The 17,574-nt window shown below is 38.6% G+C and carries 12 protein-coding genes; 9 read left to right on the top strand and 3 right to left on the bottom strand.

Translation table 11 applies throughout. The annotated features are described in order from the left end of the window. The first annotated feature begins 130 nt into the window (after positions 1 to 130). The 8 genes from KTH84_RS01245 (at position 131) to KTH84_RS01210 (ending at position 13,680) form a co-directional block, all read left to right on the top strand. Positions 131 to 1,561 carry a pyridoxal phosphate-dependent aminotransferase gene (locus KTH84_RS01245; protein WP_262471696.1) on the top strand — a complete coding sequence of 477 codons (1,431 nt, stop codon included), beginning with the start codon at positions 131 to 133 and terminating at the stop codon, positions 1,559 to 1,561. A 474-nt stretch (positions 1,562 to 2,035) separates the two neighbouring features. Then, a complete protein-coding gene (locus tag KTH84_RS01240) occupies positions 2,036 to 3,343 on the top strand; it encodes a dicarboxylate/amino acid:cation symporter (RefSeq protein ID WP_133973990.1) in 1,308 nt (435 codons plus the stop codon). Between the two features lie 675 nt (positions 3,344 to 4,018). Beyond that, positions 4,019 to 5,086: an asparaginase gene (locus KTH84_RS01235; protein WP_262471695.1), complete on the top strand. Its 1,068-nt coding sequence runs from the start codon at positions 4,019 to 4,021 to the stop codon at positions 5,084 to 5,086. A gap of 199 nt (positions 5,087 to 5,285) precedes the next feature. Continuing rightward, positions 5,286 to 8,849: a DNA polymerase III subunit alpha gene (dnaE, locus tag KTH84_RS01230; RefSeq protein WP_262471694.1), complete on the top strand. Its 3,564-nt coding sequence runs from the start codon at positions 5,286 to 5,288 to the stop codon at positions 8,847 to 8,849. Positions 8,850 to 8,863: 14 nt separating this feature from the next. Next, positions 8,864 to 9,703: an RNA methyltransferase gene (locus KTH84_RS01225; RefSeq protein ID WP_262471693.1), complete on the top strand. Its 840-nt coding sequence runs from the start codon at positions 8,864 to 8,866 to the stop codon at positions 9,701 to 9,703. Then, a complete protein-coding gene (gene cysE, locus KTH84_RS01220) occupies positions 9,696 to 10,511 on the top strand; it encodes a serine O-acetyltransferase (RefSeq protein ID WP_003651295.1) in 816 nt (271 codons plus the stop codon). Before KTH84_RS01225 ends, cysE begins: the two co-directional genes overlap by 8 nt. A gap of 105 nt (positions 10,512 to 10,616) precedes the next feature. Further along, positions 10,617 to 11,558, top strand: a complete 942-nt coding sequence (locus KTH84_RS01215; RefSeq protein ID WP_262471692.1) for an ABUW_2363 family tetratricopeptide repeat lipoprotein — start codon at positions 10,617 to 10,619, stop codon at positions 11,556 to 11,558. Between the two features lie 115 nt (positions 11,559 to 11,673). Next, a complete protein-coding gene (locus tag KTH84_RS01210; protein ID WP_262471691.1) occupies positions 11,674 to 13,680 on the top strand; it encodes an esterase/lipase family protein in 2,007 nt (668 codons plus the stop codon). 54 nt (positions 13,681 to 13,734) lie between these two features. On the opposite strand, the gene ahpF is transcribed toward KTH84_RS01210, so the two are convergent. From ahpF to KTH84_RS01195, 3 genes are all read right to left on the bottom strand, one after another. Continuing rightward, positions 13,735 to 15,300 carry an alkyl hydroperoxide reductase subunit F gene (ahpF, locus tag KTH84_RS01205; RefSeq protein WP_262471690.1) on the bottom strand — a complete coding sequence of 522 codons (1,566 nt, stop codon included), beginning with the start codon at positions 15,298 to 15,300 and terminating at the stop codon, positions 13,735 to 13,737. Positions 15,301 to 15,479: 179 nt separating this feature from the next. Continuing rightward, entirely contained in the window at positions 15,480 to 16,001 is a 522-nt protein-coding gene (locus tag KTH84_RS01200) for a chromate transporter (RefSeq protein ID WP_262471689.1), read from the bottom strand. After that, positions 16,001 to 16,561, bottom strand: coding sequence for a chromate transporter (locus tag KTH84_RS01195; protein ID WP_262471688.1), 561 nt, complete (start codon positions 16,559 to 16,561; stop codon positions 16,001 to 16,003). Before KTH84_RS01195 ends, KTH84_RS01200 begins: the two co-directional genes overlap by 1 nt. A gap of 101 nt (positions 16,562 to 16,662) precedes the next feature. Here KTH84_RS01195 and KTH84_RS01190 point away from each other — a divergent pair, with 101 nt between their 5' ends. Next, positions 16,663 to 17,565, top strand: a complete 903-nt coding sequence (locus KTH84_RS01190) for a LysR family transcriptional regulator (protein ID WP_202742322.1) — start codon at positions 16,663 to 16,665, stop codon at positions 17,563 to 17,565. The last annotated feature ends 9 nt before the right edge of the window (positions 17,566 to 17,574 follow it).

Here is a 17,574-nt window from a genome sequence, read left to right as displayed (position 1 = left end):
ACATATAAAGAACAAAAAGCAAAAAGTAAGCAAAATTTAAAATAAAAAGTAAGCAAATTTATTACTATTCTTCTTTAAAGCAAGCAAACATAGTGCTATTCTTATTGCGCACGGTTGTATAGGACAAAACATGTCTCAGAAAAAAAGTGTGGTTTTCCAACAACTACTACCAATTATCAAACAATATCAACAATCGGGTTACACCCATGAAAAAATTGTTGAATTGCTAAAAGATCAACACGATCTAAATTTGGTAACAGTTAAAACATTTAAAAGTTATTTATACCGATATGCAAAAGTGAATCCAGTTATGTCTAAAAATACTGCTACCCTCCATTCCATGCCCTCCACTCGAGAAATTAAAAAATCATCAAAACTTGAGCATGTTTGTTATGACATTCGTGGGCCGGTATTGCGAGCCGCCAATGAAATGGAAGAGCAAGGACATAAAATTATCAAATTAAATATTGGCAACCCTGCTCCATTTGGTTTTGAAGCACCACAAGAAATTATTAATGACGTTGCTTTAAACCTGCCAAATGCAATTGGTTATGTTGATTCAAAAGGTATCTTCCCTGCTCGTAAAGCAATTTGTCAGTATTACCAGCAGAAAGGGATTCTAAATATGCATGTCAATGACGTGTATGTTGGTAACGGCGTATCCGAACTGATTGTCATGGCTATGCAAGGTTTGTTAGATGATGGTGACGAAATGCTGATTCCAATGCCAGATTATCCACTTTGGACAGCAGCCGTTAATCTTTCAGGTGGTACAGCAATCCACTATAAATGTGATGAAGAAAATAGCTGGTATCCAGATATTGCTGATATTGAAATTAAAATTACGCCGAACACACGTGGCATTGTCATTATTAACCCGAACAACCCGACTGGTTCAGTATATCCACGTCATGTGCTTGAACAAATTGTCGCAGTTGCAAAGAAACATGACTTAATTTTATTTGCTGACGAAATTTACGACAAAATTATTTATGACGGCATTGAACATGTTTCAGTGGCTTCATTAGCGGGTGACCAGCTTTGTGTATCTTTTAATGGCTTGTCAAAAGCTTATCGTATTGCAGGTTTCCGTTCAGGCTGGATGGCAATTACTGGGGATAAAAGCCGTGCTGCTGACTATATCGAAGGTTTAGATATGTTGGCATCTATGCGCCTATGTGCAAACGTTCAAGCTCAATATGCGATTCAAACTGCTCTCGGAGGATATCAATCAATTAATGACTTGATTCGTCCGGGTGGCCGTTTATACGAACAGCGTAATATTGCTTGGGAAATGCTAAATGAGATTCCTGGGGTAAGCTGCGTGAAACCAGATGGAGCAATGTACTGTTTCCCTCGCCTAGATCCGAACATCTATCCAATTGAAGATGACGAAAAGTTAATGCTTGATTTGTTACGTGCAGAAAAAGTGTTATTGGTGCAAGGTACAGGCTTTAATTGGCCAACTCCAGATCATTTCCGCGTGGTTTTCTTACCTGCTGAAAATGAATTACGAGAAGCAATTACTCGCTTAGGTCGTTTCTTAGCCAACCGTCGTTAAAAAAAATGCATATCGAAAAAGGCATCTTAAATTGGATGCCTTTTTTGATAATTCTATTTTATTATTTAAAAAAATAATTATCCCAAACGCTACTACCTTCCTATCTATTCAAAAATAACACTTTGAATTTAAATGTTTTTTATTGTAAATTTATTTCTTTTAATCTTTAAATTCACCTTAATAATTCATTTATATATTTTTTACCATTCGTTTAAATTTGTGTTTAATTTCGCATTTTCACCCATCTTCATTATGCAAAAAATGCATGGATCAATATTTTTTTGCATTTCACACTGCATCAAAATCGAGCAACAATCCCCTTCCATAACAACATCACCATATTCGATTCGGTTTAAACAGATACAGATCTAGGAAGATAAAATCGTTAAAACGACCGGACTGAACTAACAAGGAAAGCTTTCAATCATTCAAATCCCATCAAAGGATGATTGAATCAAATGGATAGAGGTTCATATGAAGCAAAAGAAATTGCTCAAGTATATTGTTATTGCTATTTTACTCGGCGTACTGACAGGTTGGATTTGTCACCACTTTTTCAATGAAGGTGAACAACTCAAACAGATCGCTTCTTATTTCAGCATTATTTCAGACATCTTTTTACGCTTAATCAAAATGATTATTGCGCCATTGGTATTTGCCACAATTGTTGCAGGCATTGTATCAATGGGGAAATCAACATCAATTGGAAGTATTACACTTAAGTCAATGACTTGGTTTATTACTGCTTCGTTTGTATCGCTTGCAATCGGTATGGGATTAGCTAACTTCTTCCAACCTGGTGCAGCTTTAGATTTAGCATTACCAACAGCACAGCAAATTAGTAGCTCTTCTCTCCCAACTACTACTGGTTTCACCCTACAATCATTCTTAAGCCATGTTTTCCCACGCAGCATTGCAGAAGCAATGGCCAACAATGACATCCTACAAGTACTCGTTTTTTCAATTTTCTTTGGTTCAGCTCTTGCTTTTGTTAATCAAGGCAACGAAAAAGACTCAGTTATTGTTCGTTTGACTGAAGAACTCAGTAAAATCATGTTCCGCATTACCGATTACGTCATGATGTTCGCCCCTTTTGCAGTATTTGCAGCAATGGCTTCTGCAATTACCGTACAAGGTTTAGGCTTAATCGTTGACTATGGTATTTTAATCGCAGAGTTCTATTTCGGTCTTCTATTACTTTGGATCATTTTATTCTCTGTCGGTGCGATAGTACTGAAAAAAGATATTTTCCGCTTAGGAAAATTAATTCGTGAACCTGTAACGCTTGCTTTTGCTACAGCTTCAAGTGAATCTGCGTACCCAAAAGTAATGGATGCATTAAATAAATTTGGTGTACCTAAAAAAGTGACTAGCTTCGTACTACCTTTAGGTTATTCATTTAACTTAGATGGTTCAATGATGTACACCACTTTTGCAGTACTGTTTATTGCTCAAGCTTACAACATCGATCTGAGCTTTACTCAACAAATCTTAATTCTGTTAACTCTTATGGTGACAAGTAAAGGTATTGCGGGTGTATCACGAGCTTCTATCGTCGTTATTTCAGCAACACTCACCATGTTCAATTTACCTGAAGCAGGCATTCTTTTACTGCTTGGTATCGATCAGTTCCTTGATATGGGTCGTACTGCAACAAACGTAGTAGGTAACAGTATTGCTACAGCAGTTGTTGCCAAGCTTGAAGGCGAAAAAGTAGCTGACACTGAAGAACTACCAGAACCTGTATTAATTAAATCAACTCAAGAACAAACGACCGCTTAATTTTCTCTTTTCTCCCACTCTCCCAACTTAAGAGCAATTTTATACGACCTTATAAAATTGCTCTTCTTTTTATTCTAAAATTAAACAATAAAAATTTATCTATATTTTTATATTAAATAATGAATTTCAATTCCTATTAAATTTTTTCACAGCAAACCTTAAAAAGAGAACAAAAACTACCCAAACAAAATTTATATTATTAAAAATAAACATCAAGTGATTAAATTTTAATTCATTTATTAAAACTTAATTATATTAAACTATTTAAATTATTATTTAATTTTTTCATCCAAAAATTCATATAATTCAATTTTTAAATAATACCTTTTATAATCAATATAATAAAAACACCAAATGGTAAACAAGACCCTCATCACACCCATTATTTTTTGATTTTATAATGATAAAAAAATCATTTGCTTTCCTTATATTAAAAAGTAAAAAAATCGAGATAAATTAGAAAAACTTAATAGATTTTTTTATTTATTCATGATATTTATTAACGCTGAATAAAAGCAATGACTAAGTAATTGTTGGTAAAACAAAATGCTATTCAAGGAAGCTTCTTATTCAGCAAGTTACGAATATGTTTTACATGGTCTGTATTTTGCTTAGGAAAAGCAGACATATTCGACAAACTTTTTTTACTTTCGTCACTTCATAAGGATATTTTCGATGTTGACTAAAACTGTTAAATCTTTAGGTTTAGCGATGGGCTTATTGGCCTGCTCTCTCCCACTTTACGCAAAAAACAATGTCGTTGTTGTTGCCACTGGCGGTACTATCGCAGGTGCTGGTGCAAGTTCAGCAAACAGTGCGACTTACACTGCTGCAAAAGTTCCAGTTGATGCTTTAATTAATGCAGTTCCACAAATCAAAGATTTGGCGAATGTAACTGGTATTCAGGCATTACAGGTCGCTTCTGAAAGTATTACTGACAAGGAATTATTACAAATTGCTCGTCAAGTAAATGAGCTGGTAAAAAAACCATCTGTTAATGGTGTTGTGATTACTCACGGTACAGATACTTTAGAAGAAACAGCGTTTTTCTTAAATCTGGTTGTTCACACTGATAAGCCGATTGTTATTGTTGGTTCAATGCGCCCCTCAACTGCTCTTTCAGCAGACGGACCACTTAACCTTTATAGTGCAGTTGCTTTAGCCGCTTCTGATGATGCAAAAAATAAAGGCGTTATGGTTCTTATGAACGACTCTATTTTTGCTGCACGTGATGTAACTAAAGGCATTAACATTCATACAAATGCTTTTGTTAGCCAATGGGGCGCTTTAGGTACATTAGTTGAAGGCAAGCCATACTGGTTCAGACAGTCTGTAAAACGTTTTACAAATGCTTCTGAATTTAATATCGAGAATATTAAAGGCGATGCGCTTCCAACAGTACAGATCGTTTATGGCTCAGGCTCTATGCTTCCAGATGCTTATGAAGTATATGCAAAAGCAGGTGCTAAAGCGATTATCAATGCAGGCACTGGTAACGGTTCGGTACCAAAATATATCGTCCCAACTTTACAAAATCTTCATGACAAGAACGGTATTCAAATTATCCGTTCATCACGTGTTGCACAAGGTTTTGTAGTGCGTGATGCAGAACAACCTGACTCTAAATATGGTTGGGTAGCGGCACATGATTTAAACCCGCAGAAAGCGCGTCTTCTTACTGCATTAGCGCTTACTAAAACGACAGATGCTAAAGAAATTCAACGTATGTTCTGGCAGTACTAAATTTTTCAACCAGCTCAAACCTAGATGTTTGGGCTGGTCACATTTTATAAAAATAATGTCTTTTATATTAAATCTGTACAATAGATGTTCAACTCGTTATTCTTAAATAATAAAATCCTTAACAGTTTGCCAAAATATTAACCATTTCCTTTTAACTTTGCGTGTTAAACTATGCTGTAGTCGCATTAAGGATTGGTTTATGCAGTTTGTTCATCTAGGTATTTATACAGAATTTTCGATTACAGAGTCGATAGTTCGCATACCTGACTTGGTCAATGCTGCGGTTAAGGACCAAATGCCTGCGTTGGCATTAACGGACCTCTCTAACCTCCATGCGGCAGTAAAGTTTTATAATTCTTGTTTAAAAAAAGGAATTAAGCCGCTTTTAGGTAGCACAATTCGCCTTGATGATGCTCAACATCGCGCAACTTTACTTGCAATGAGTGAGGTCGGGTGGAAAAGTCTCACCGAAATCGTTTCACGCGGTTTTATTGAAGGACAACAGCTCAGTATTCCATGTGTACAAAAAGAATGGGTGCTTGAACAGCATCAAGATATTATTGTTTTACTTGGCCAGCATAGTGATGTTGGTCAGATGCTTTGCTCATCTAACCCTCAAAAAGCTGCACCTCTTTTAGAAGCATGGCTCGAAAAGTTTGGTAACCGTGTTTATCTTGCTTTAACACGTACTGACCGTCCCGGTGAAGAAGACTTTATTCAAGAAGCTGCAAAACTTGCTGCAAAATATAATGTGGGCGTAGTTGCACATAATGATGTGCACTTTGTAGAAAAAGAAGATTTCGAGGCACACGAAGCACGTGTTTGTATCGCTGATGGTTATGTACTAGCAGATAATCGCCGTCCACGGACGTATAGCCCTGAGCAGCACTTTAAAACCTCAGATGAAATGATCAAGTTGTTTTCCGATATTCCTAGTGCTATCGAGAACACTTATCATATTGCCAAACGCTGCAACGTTAAACTACAACTCGGCACTTACTTTTTACCTGACTATCCAATTCCAGATGGTTTTACCATCGATACTTATTTTGAACATTTATCAAAAGTAGGTTTGGAAGAACGCTTAAATTATCTTTACCCTATTGAAAAACGTGGCGATGATTGGCCAGAGATTCGTAAACCTTACGATGAACGAATTGATTATGAAGTCGGTATTATCCTAAAAATGGGTTTCCCTGGATACTTCCTCATCGTCATGGACTTTATTCAATGGGCAAAAAACAATGGTGTTCCTGTGGGGCCAGGCCGTGGTTCAGGTGCAGGTTCATTAGTCGCATATAGCTTAAAAATTACAGACCTTGATCCACTTCGTTACGATCTACTCTTCGAACGTTTCTTGAACCCAGAACGTGTGTCGATGCCTGACTTTGACGTCGATTTCTGTATTGCTGGACGTGACCGCGTCATTGATTACGTATCGCGTACTTATGGTCGCGAAGCCGTTTCACAAATTGCAACTTTCGGAACCATGGCAGCAAAAGGTGCAATCCGTGACGTTGCGCGTGTATTAGGTAAATCTTACGGTTTAGCTGACCGTATTTCAAAAATGGTGCCTACCAAACCGCTTGGTGTGGACTTAGCCACCGCTATTGATATGGAACCCCAGCTTAAAGATATTGTGACTAACCCATCTAACCCAGATAACGACGATGCAAGCGAAATCTGGGAAATGGCATTAAAATTAGAAGGTGTAACCCGAAATACGGGTAAACATGCCGGAGGTGTAGTCATTGCACCTGGTAAAATTACCGATTTCTCGGCTGTACTTTGTGATGCAGATGGAACGAACCGTGTTGCTCAATATGATAAAGACGATGTAGAAGCAGCAGGTCTAGTCAAATTCGACTTCTTGGGCTTACGTAACTTAACTGTTATTGAAGACGCGATCCAAAATATTAATAAAAACCGCGACAGTAATGATCAGCTCAATATCTTGCATGTTCCTCTAGACGACGCTAAAGCATATTCTGTCTTTGCCGATGCAAATACGACAGCGGTATTCCAGTTTGAATCCGTCGGCATGAAACGGATGCTTAAAGAAGCGCGTCCAAGTAAATTCGAAGAAATTATTGCGTTCGTATCATTGTATCGTCCAGGTCCAATGGACCTTATTCCTGACTTTATTCACCGTATGCATGGTGGAGATTTTGAATATCTTCATCCCCTTCTTGAAGGTGTATTAGAGCCGACATACGGGATTATGGTTTATCAAGAACAGGTTATGCAGGCTGCACAGATCTGTGCAGGTTACACGTTAGGCGGCGCAGACTTATTACGCCGTGCAATGGGTAAAAAGAAACCTGAGGAAATGGTTAAGCAACGCCAAATTTTCTTAGAAGGTGCTGCTGAAAAAGGTATTGACGCAAGCACAGCCAACCATATCTTTGACTATATGGAAAAGTTTGCAGGCTATGGTTTTAACAAATCTCACGCCGCTGCTTATGCGCTGGTTGCTTACCATACAGCATGGTTGAAAGCGCATTACCCTGCTGAGTTTATGGCAGCGGTAATGACATCGGAAATGCAGAACACAGATAGTGTTGTGTTCTTGATTGATGACTGTCGAAATAATAATCTTGAGGTCTTACCACCATCGGTCAATATGTCGACTTATCACTTCCACGCGAGTAATGATAAAACGATTGTTTACGGTTTAGGTGCAATTAAAGGCGTCGGCGAACAAGCAATGCAGTCAGTTATTGACTCTCGTCGACAACTTGGTCCTTATACAGATCTATTCGATTTTTGCCATCGTATTGATTTGAAAAAAATCAATAAACGTACTCTTGAAGCTTTAATTCGTGCGGGTGCACTCGACTGCTTAGGAATTGAACGTGCAAGCTTAATGGCACAATTGCCTGAAGCTGTTCAAGCTGCCGAACAAGCTCGAAGTAACCGTGAAAGCGGTATTATGGATTTATTTGGTGAAGTTGAAGAAGTTCAGCGTAAACCAGCTAAGCCTGTAAAACCGTGGAGCGATGAAGTTCGTCTGAAAGGCGAAAAAGATACCCTTGGCTTATATCTAACTGGCCATCCAATTGATGTTTACCGACAAGAACTCAAAGCTTTTGTTCCTGTAAAACTAAATGAAATTACAGCTACACGTCGTGGCGTTACTACAGTTTATGCAGGTTTGGTTATTGATGTCGCAAACTTCCCTAACCGAGTTGTTATTGTACTTGATGATGGTACAGGACGTATTGAAGTCAGCTGTAATCATGAGCGCTTCCAACGTTTTAAAGATATCGTTCAAGTGGAACGTGTTGTAGTTTTCGAAGGCGAAATCTATGAACGAGAAGGCTTTGAACGTCCAATGGGACGTTTGACCAAAGCTTTCACCTTAAATGAAATAAGACAAAAACGAGCTAACAGTATTCAAATCAAATTAACAGAAGAGTTCATGCAGCCCACATTGGCAAAAGATCTACAAAACATGATCTTGCCATTTTGCAATGTAGATATGCATCAACATATCGCTCTACAGTTACAGATTGATCAACCCTATGCTCAAGCTGAACTTCAGTTTGGTCCGCAATGGAAAGTCGCTCCTCTAGATGAATTACTTGCTAAACTCAGAGATTATTTTGGTAAAGATAATATTTATATTGAATATCAAGTAAAGTCGAAAGCAGCTAAAGCAGTAGACCCTGTTCGTCCACATGCTGTTGCCTCTCCTCCTGCGGGTATGTCTATGGACGATGCATTGGATTTATACCAAAGCGAAGTTTCTCAATATTCGTAATTTCTGGAAATCTTATGAATTCGTTTGACCACACCACCGTGTCAAGACAATTAGCACAAGTGCGTATTGTCATGGTAAATACGACTTTGCCTGCTAATATTGGCAGTGCTTTACGTGCCATGAAAACAATGGGACTCATTAAATTAGTTCTTGTAGCACCCAAAACATATCCTCATCCAGATATACAAGCGCTTGCTGCTGGTGCCCAAGATTTATTTGAGCACCTTGAGATTGTAGACACCTTAGAAGATGCGATTAAAGATTGCCATTTGGTTTTTGGAACAAGTGCGCGTAGTCGCACCATTCCTTGGCCTTTACTTGATGTGCGACCTGCGGCTAAAGAAGCTATTAAAGCAACCGCTCAAGGGCAACAAATTGCGATTGTTTTTGGCCGTGAAGATCGTGGTTTAACTAACGAAGAATTAGCACTGGCAAATTACCATTTAACCATCCCTGTAAATCCGGACTATGGTGTATTAAATGTTGCGCAAGCGATTCAAGTCGTATGTTATGAGCTTCGCATGTCTGCTCTGGAACAAGACCAAGTCGACCAGAATGTAGATGAAATGCCATTAGTGCAAGGCCAAAGCATGCAATGGGATGAACCTTTGGTTACTCAGCAACAAATGGAAGAGTTTTATCCTCACCTAGAAAAAATGCTGACTGAAATTGAATTTTTAGATCCAGAAAATCCACGTTTATTGCCTTTACGCTTGCGTCGTCTGTTTGGTCGTATACAATTAGATCGTATGGAATATCATTTACTTCGCGGTATTTTTAGTCGTGTGCAAGCTTTAACAAGTGGTAAATGGAAAAAAGCATTATCTGACAAGGAGGATCAACCCAATGCTTAAACAGCTTAAAGAAGATATAAAGGCTGTATTTGCGCGAGATCCTGCTGCCCGCAATACACTCGAAGTTCTTACGACCTATCCCGGCATTCATGCAATTATGATGCATCGTGTTGCACATGAATTATGGCAAAAAGATTGTAAAGGTGCAGCTCGCCTACTTTCTTCATTTAGCCGTTTTGCAACAGGAATTGAAATTCATCCGGGTGCTAAAATCGGTAAGCGTTTTTTTATTGATCACGGTATGGGTGTTGTGATTGGTGAAACTGCTGAAATTGGCGATGATGTTACGCTTTATCATGGTGTTACCTTAGGTGGAACAACATGGAAGACTGGCAAGCGCCATCCAACTTTAGAAGACGGTGTGGTTGTTGGTGCCGGTGCGAAAATTTTGGGCCCATTTACGGTAGGTAAAGGTGCTAAAGTCGGTTCAAATGCCGTGGTAACTAAAGCTGTTCCTGCTGGTGTAACTGCTGTAGGCAATCCTGCTCGCTATATTTATAAAGATGCCGACAAAAATAACGATAAAGATGAAGCACGTCGTCGTGATTATGCACAAAGTATTGGTTTTGCCCCATATGCGACAACTGCTGATCAGTCAGACCCTATTTTAGAAGGTATGCGCGTTTTGCTTGATCGTATTCAGAACAATGAAACGCGTATGAATAATTTATGCCAGCGTTTATCAGAGCTAGACCCTAGCTTCAAAAAAGAAAATCAAGATGAACAACCTTTTAGTGATGAAGAGCTAAAAATTCTTGAAGAAGTGCGTCGTGAATGTGGCGCACAAAACAAGATATCAAAAACGTAATATTCTTGATTCATAATGTAACACGCTTACTCTTGCATGTCGGTTTAGCTTTTCCTAGACTTACCACTACCAAATCTGACTTTACTAAAATGAACGGAAGATCCTATGAATTTTAAGCCTTTGGCATATATCATCCTTGCGACCTCAAGTTTAACAGCTTGTACAATGGCACCTGTAAAACAACAAAAAATTGAGCCTTTTGTTTTCAAGGAACCAGAGCTTACTCCTCCTTTTTATGCATTAAATCCTTTTAACTATGATCAGCCTCCGGCATTTGAAGTTGCATTAAAAGACGCTGCTGCACAGCCAGTAACGAAAATGGTAGTTAATCGTCAAGATGACCCAACTAAACAACTTACTCTCGACACTAATAAACTGATTGTCCCAACTGTAAATAATTCACAGCGTTCAATGAAATACGCAGTTTTAGCTGGCGAGAATGAAATTGACGTGACTACTATTGATGACTTCTTACAGTTAGTAGAAGGCAAAGCTCGTCACTATCCACCACGCTTTACTGACCGTCAAGAACGTAAAGGCTTTGAAAGTAAACTTAAAGAAGTAACACAGCAACTCGATACACTTGCTGCAAATGAAAATGCATCATTTGATATTTTGCTTCGTGCTTTTAAAGCAAGTGTTCTTGCACGTAACCTTGATTTAGGAACTGTTCACACTACTAAATCTTTAGAATATGCTCAAAGACTTTTAAAAATTAGCCCAGATGATGCGGAAACAAACTTCTGGTTCGGTTTTGGCTTATCTGAAGGTGGTGGCCAACGTGAAGCGATTCCATATTTAGATAAAGCAATTAAAGGTAATGTTCAAGAAGCATATTTAGCTGCTGCAAATAACTATATTGCGATGGAGCAAAAGAAAAATGCGATCCAGACGCTTAAAAATTATAAAGTTAAATATCCAGATGAATCGGAAATTGCTGATCGTTTAATTCAAGAGATTGAAAAACAAGGTCGTTGGAATGTATGGCAAGTTTTAACTAACCCTGCAATGTCTCCCGCTACTTCTACTGCAACATCAAAAAAATAAGCTTAATTAGATAAAAAGGGCTGTTTTGACAGCCCTTTTTTTTATTTGATCATTTGAAAAATACTTTAAAATTTGTATGATCTACCTACCATTGAGCCACTATATTTTGACCATAATGTTTCCAATAAAAAGAAGCAAAACACTATTGACGGTCATACTACTCGGTTCAATTCTGAGTGGTTGTCAGGTCGTTAATGTTAAACAGCAAGCTTTGAACGTAACTATTGCAAATGAACGTAATAGTATTCTTACGCAAGATAAACTCAGCGAAGCAAGTCTGAATGTTTTATCGATGTCTGGTCAGGAAGCTAAAGTTTGTACAGACACCCCTGACAACTGTGTAAATCAACTCAAAAAATTACCTCAAATTTTAGATGAACAGTTCTTATCAGCTGCAAGTGAAATGTATCTGGCAAAAGCAATGACTTTGTCAGATTCTTCGGATTGCAAAATGAGTAGATTTGCTAAACATAAGTCTGAAGAAGAAAAAACAAATATTCAAAATAAATATGATGATTGCTTAGACCAGCAATTAAATTTACTAGATAAAAGTATTCGTTATAGCTATGCCTATCTATTTGCAACGAAGCGTCAGCCCACTGACCGTATTTTTGATAATAGACAAGTTCAGATTCGAGACTTCTATAATCAGGCAATTGCCAAAATGGTCGGTGTTTATGATTTGAGACACCCTCAAAAAAATGGTGTCGAGCCCCAAATTCATATTGGTAAAAGTGTTTATTCAATTGACTTTGAATTTCATAGACAGTTAACAGGCCAAAAGCTAGAAAAATTAATTTCAAGTTATAACTTAAATTTTTCAGGGTTAAGAACGATTAACCGTCGTGATGGTTTTGGGTCTGAATTTGTCGCTGTTTTTCCGAGTTCAGGAAGCGAAGATATTAATGAATATATTTTAGACCCACTTAAATACAATTATAAAAATGGTGTTAATCCAAATATTCATCATGCACGTTATTTGGCTGCAACTATTGTAGCTGAACCAAAACATGCAACCACTGTTGAAGAAATTATTAATAATCCTGAATTCGTAATTCGGGTTTATGATCCATATCGGACCGATAATATTAGTGTAGCAGGTAAACAATATCCTCTAGCGGCCAACTTTTCAGCGCCTTATGGTTTATGGTTAGCTGAAAATAATTTAGGTGTAGCGGCTTATTTAAGTCTGATTGATCGTGATCAGCATTTGACCATGCCACATCTATACATGCTTGAACCTTATAATCCAAATAAGAAAATTATTGTGTTAGTCCATGGGCTCGCAAGTAGTCCTGAGGCATGGATTGCTTTGACCAATGATGTTATGGGTGATACGATTTTAAGAGATAATTATCAAGTTTGGCAAGTTTTCTATTCGACCAATATGCCGATTCTGGAAAGCCGTTTCCAAACTTATGCCCTACTTAAGCAAGCTTTTGGTTCTTTGAACCCTAATGATCCTGCTACACATGATGCCGTACTTGTTGGACATAGCATGGGAGGTATTATCAGCCGATTATTAGTAAGTGATGGCGATATTACCAAGCCTGCTTTAGAGTTAATGACGATTCGTCAGCAAAACCGTTTTAAGAAACATCCAATGGTTACTGAACGATTGCAAATGCATTCAATCAATAATTTTGACCGCGCAATTTTCTTGGCTTCCCCTCATCGAGGTACAGATTACGCAGATCGATGGTTTACATTAGCTGCGCGTAAAATTATTCGTTTACCGGGCGCATTTTTGTCAGCCGTAGCGACTTCGCTCACCACTGAAAATTTAGATGTTAAAGATTTCTTAAGTAATATTGATAATGGTTTGATTCAAAATGGTCCAAGTGATTTGAGTCATCAGTCCAAATTTATGGAACTCACGGAAAATATTAATCCACATCAAGGTTTGGTTTTTCACTCAATTATGGGAAATATTACCAAGAGCGATGATCCAAATGTAATTACGGATGGAATTGTTCCTTATAAGAGTGCTCACTTAGAGGGAGCCAAATCTGAGAAGGTTCTTCCAGGTGGTCACTCAATTCAACTGACACCGCAAGCCGTATTAGAACTGCGTCGTATTTTACGAGAGCATTTAGTCGAACATGGTTTATATAAGCCGTAAAAAATAAAAAAAGCCAAAGGATCACCTTTGGCTTTTTGCATTTGGGATGGGTTTTTACTGGCCAGAACGGATGATGTAGTCAAAAGCAGAGAGTGATGCTTTAGCGCCTTCACCTGTGGCAATAATGATTTGCTTGTACGGAACTGTCGTACAGTCACCCGCAGCAAACACACCTTTCACATTGGTTTCGTTGCGGCCATTCACCATGATCTCACCACGATTGGTTAATTCAAGTTCACTGTCTTTTAAGAAATCAGTGTTTGGCAATAAACCAATCTGTACAAAGATGCCTGCAAGCTCAACCACATGCTCTTGATCAGTGGCACGATCTTTATATTTAAGACCTGTCACTTGTGATCCGTCACCCAACACTTCTGTACTTAATGCATTTAGAATCACAGTTGTATTTGGCAAGCTGTGTAGTTTGTTTTGCAAGACTTGGTCAGCACGTAGTTTGGTGTCAAATTCAACCAAAGTGACATGCTCAACAATCCCTGCAAGGTCAATTGCAGCTTCTACACCTGAGTTACCGCCACCAATCACCGCAACACGTTTACCTTTGAACAATGGACCATCACAGTGTGGGCAGTACGCTACACCACGGGTACGGTATTCTTGCTCACCCGGTACGTTCATTTCTCTCCAACGCGCACCTGTTGAAAGGATCACAGTTTTCGATTCAAGCTTTGCGCCATTTTCAAGTTCAACTTCAACTAAGCCATTTGTAGTCTGATCTGCACCAACGATTTTGCCGACACGTTGCAAATTCATGATATCGACATCGTATTCACGAACATGGGCTTCCATTTCGGCAGCAAACTTAGGACCTTGAGTCTTTTGCACAGAAGTGAAGTTTTCAATGTCCATGGTATCCATGACCTGACCACCGAAGCGTTCAGCCACGATACCTGTGTTAATGCCTTTACGTGCTGCATAGATGGCAGCTGTTGCCCCTGCAGGTCCACCACCAATCACCAATACATCAAAGGCATCTTTGGCATTAAGCGCTGCTGCATCTTTCTTGGCAGAGTTGGTGTCGAGTTTCGCCACGATTTCTTCAAGGGTCATACGGCCTTGACCAATGTGTTCGTTGTCTTGGAACACCATTGGAACCGCCATGATTTTGCGTTGTTCAACTTCGTCTTGGAAGAATGAACCATCAATCATGGTTGCGGTGGTGTTCGGGTTATAAATCGCAATCAGGTTAAGCGCCTGCACAACGTCCGGACAGTTATGACAACTTAGCGATACAAATACATCGAAGTTGGCTTTCAGGTTTAAACCTTTAATCTGGTTCAGCACTTCATCAGAAACTTTAGGCGCATAGCCAGACACCTGTAACAGTGCCAAGATCAAAGACGTAAACTCATGACCCATTGGTAAGCCGGCAAAGAACACACGAGGTTGTTCGCCTGCTTTAGCCACACCAAAGCTTGGACGACGTGTATTGTTGCCATCAAAACGTGCAGTGACCTTGTCAGAAAGTTCAGCAATTTCGGTAACCAGCTCTTTAATTTGAGCAGCTTTATCTGATTCATCCAAAGCAGCAACTAATTCGATTGGACTTTCTAAACGTTCTAAGTAAGCTTTTAATTGAGTTTTAATGTTTTGATCTAACATCTGTTTTTACTCCAATGCATCCAAATTCTTTCAATAGATGCATAGTACGTCAAAACACAAAATAGGTAAAACAGTATGTTTTTATAGATTTAATCGGTTTTTTAGATTTAATTATTATTCACTTCAATCAAAAAAAGCCAACCTGAACTCATCCAGCGCAGGTCGGCAAACTGGTTAAACTAGAGTAACACCACGCCAAATACAGCCCCAGCAATCAGGACATGTAAGGGATGAACCTTTTTAATTAAAGATAATAAAGTTGCAACGACGACCATAACGATGAGTAAAGTATTTATTGCAGCCGCCTCAGAAATAATCCACGCACTGGCAAGCACAGTTCCCACAGTGACAGGTTGTAAAGCAAGCTGTAAAACACGACGCCATTTTTTGTCTTTAAATTTTGACCAACCTCTCATTACAAATACAGTAATAATTGATGAAGGTAAAAATTTAGCGGTTGATGTCACCAACAATCCTGATAATCCTGCTACATGCCAGCCAACGAGCGGTACAATCATCATATTAGGTCCTGGAGCTGCCTGAGCCATAGCAAACAGTGCACTGAACTCTTGAGCTGTCATCCAGTGATGGATATCAACAACTTGTCGCTGCATTTCCGGCAAAATCGTATTTCCACCACCAAAAGCAATAAGTGACAACTGAGTAAAAATGATAGCTAATGTAAGTAAAACTGCACCCATTACACACGTCTCCAAATAATGGTCGAGTAAATCGCCAGTAAAACCAGCATGGTGATGAGCAAAGAGATTTTCAAAAATGCAATACTGATGATAGCCGCCACGACAATGCACATCGCTAAAGGATTACGCAATAATGGCTTTAACATTTTTAGGCCTGTTGCAACTAAAAGCCCCGCCGCCGCCGCCGCCAACCCTTCGAAAAGGTGCTTTACCATTAAATTGTCTTGGAATTGTTCATACACATAATGCAAAAGAACAACGATAATAGTCGGAGCGAGAATAAGACCAATTAAGGCACTAACTGCCCCACGGATACCTCGAAACTCCATACCCATCGCAACCGACAAATTAATGATATTCCCGCCCGGAAGAAACTGACACAGACCAAGTAACTCGGTGAATTTCTCAGGACTTAGCCATTGCCGCTGTTCCACAATAACTTTACGAGCCAGAGGTAATACCCCGCCAAATCCAATTAAACCTAGTATCAAAAAACCCAAAAAAAGTTCGGTGCAACTAGGTACGCTCTCCTTCTGCACTGCAATTTCCACATGGTTCATTTTCGTTACTTTTCACTTTATTTGACTCAGATAGAATGCTACTTTTATGATATATCTACAAATGCTTTTATTTCTCTGAACCATACTCAAAAGGTATTTCTATGCTCGATTTGCACAAACTACATGCTTTTGTTGTTGTGGTTGAAGAAAGGAATATAACTCATGCAGCAAATCGATTATTTATTCAACAACCTCCTCTTACCCGATTATTAAAAAAATTAGAACAAGAACTAGGAGTACAACTTTTAATTCGTCAGCCACGTGGCATTGAGCCTACCGAAGCTGGAACTGTATTATTTAAAGAAGCGAAATTGCTATTAGAACATGCCAAACATATTCCACAAATTGTACAAAATGTTAGTCAAGGTAAAACAGGACAACTCAATATTGGCCTTACCAGTTCCGCAGGTTTACATCCACTCATTTCACTTTTATTACGTTCTTATCGAGAAATGTATCCTGCCGTACAAACTAAACTTGAAGAAGCAGGTAGTCAAAAGCAATTAGATTGGTTGTTATCCGAGAAACTTGATGTGGCTTTTTTGCGTACACCGGTAAGCCGAGATATTGGTTTAAAAAACATACATATACTTGATGAGCCTATGATTATGGCTTTACCCTTAGGCCATCCGCTTGCTCAGAAAGATAAAATTCTTTTAAGTGATTTGTCTGATGAAAATTTTGTTTTATACCGACGCTCATCTGGGCAAGGTTTATATGACAATATTTTATATACCTGTTATCAAGCCGGTTTTAGTCCGCATATTATTCAAGAAGCTCCTCGCCCTACTGCAACCTTAAACCTTGTTGCCGCCGGAATCGGAATTAGTATTGTACCCGCGTCTATGCATAACTTTTGGAATAACGAAATTATTTATCGTGAATTTGATGATATTGTTAAACCTAAAGCGCCAATTTATTTAATTACCAGAGAAAATGAAAACTCTGCAAAAGTTTCAAACTTTATTGAACTACTACAAAAACTATTACCCACTATGACTTGAGTTTAAAAG

The sequence above is a fragment of the Acinetobacter sp. WU_MDCI_Abxb74 genome (assembly GCF_025513915.1).
GTDB lineage: Bacteria > Pseudomonadota > Gammaproteobacteria > Pseudomonadales > Moraxellaceae > Acinetobacter > Acinetobacter calcoaceticus_C.
The sequence above is the reverse complement of the archived record's forward strand: the minus strand, read 5'-3'. Positions and strand labels throughout refer to the sequence as shown.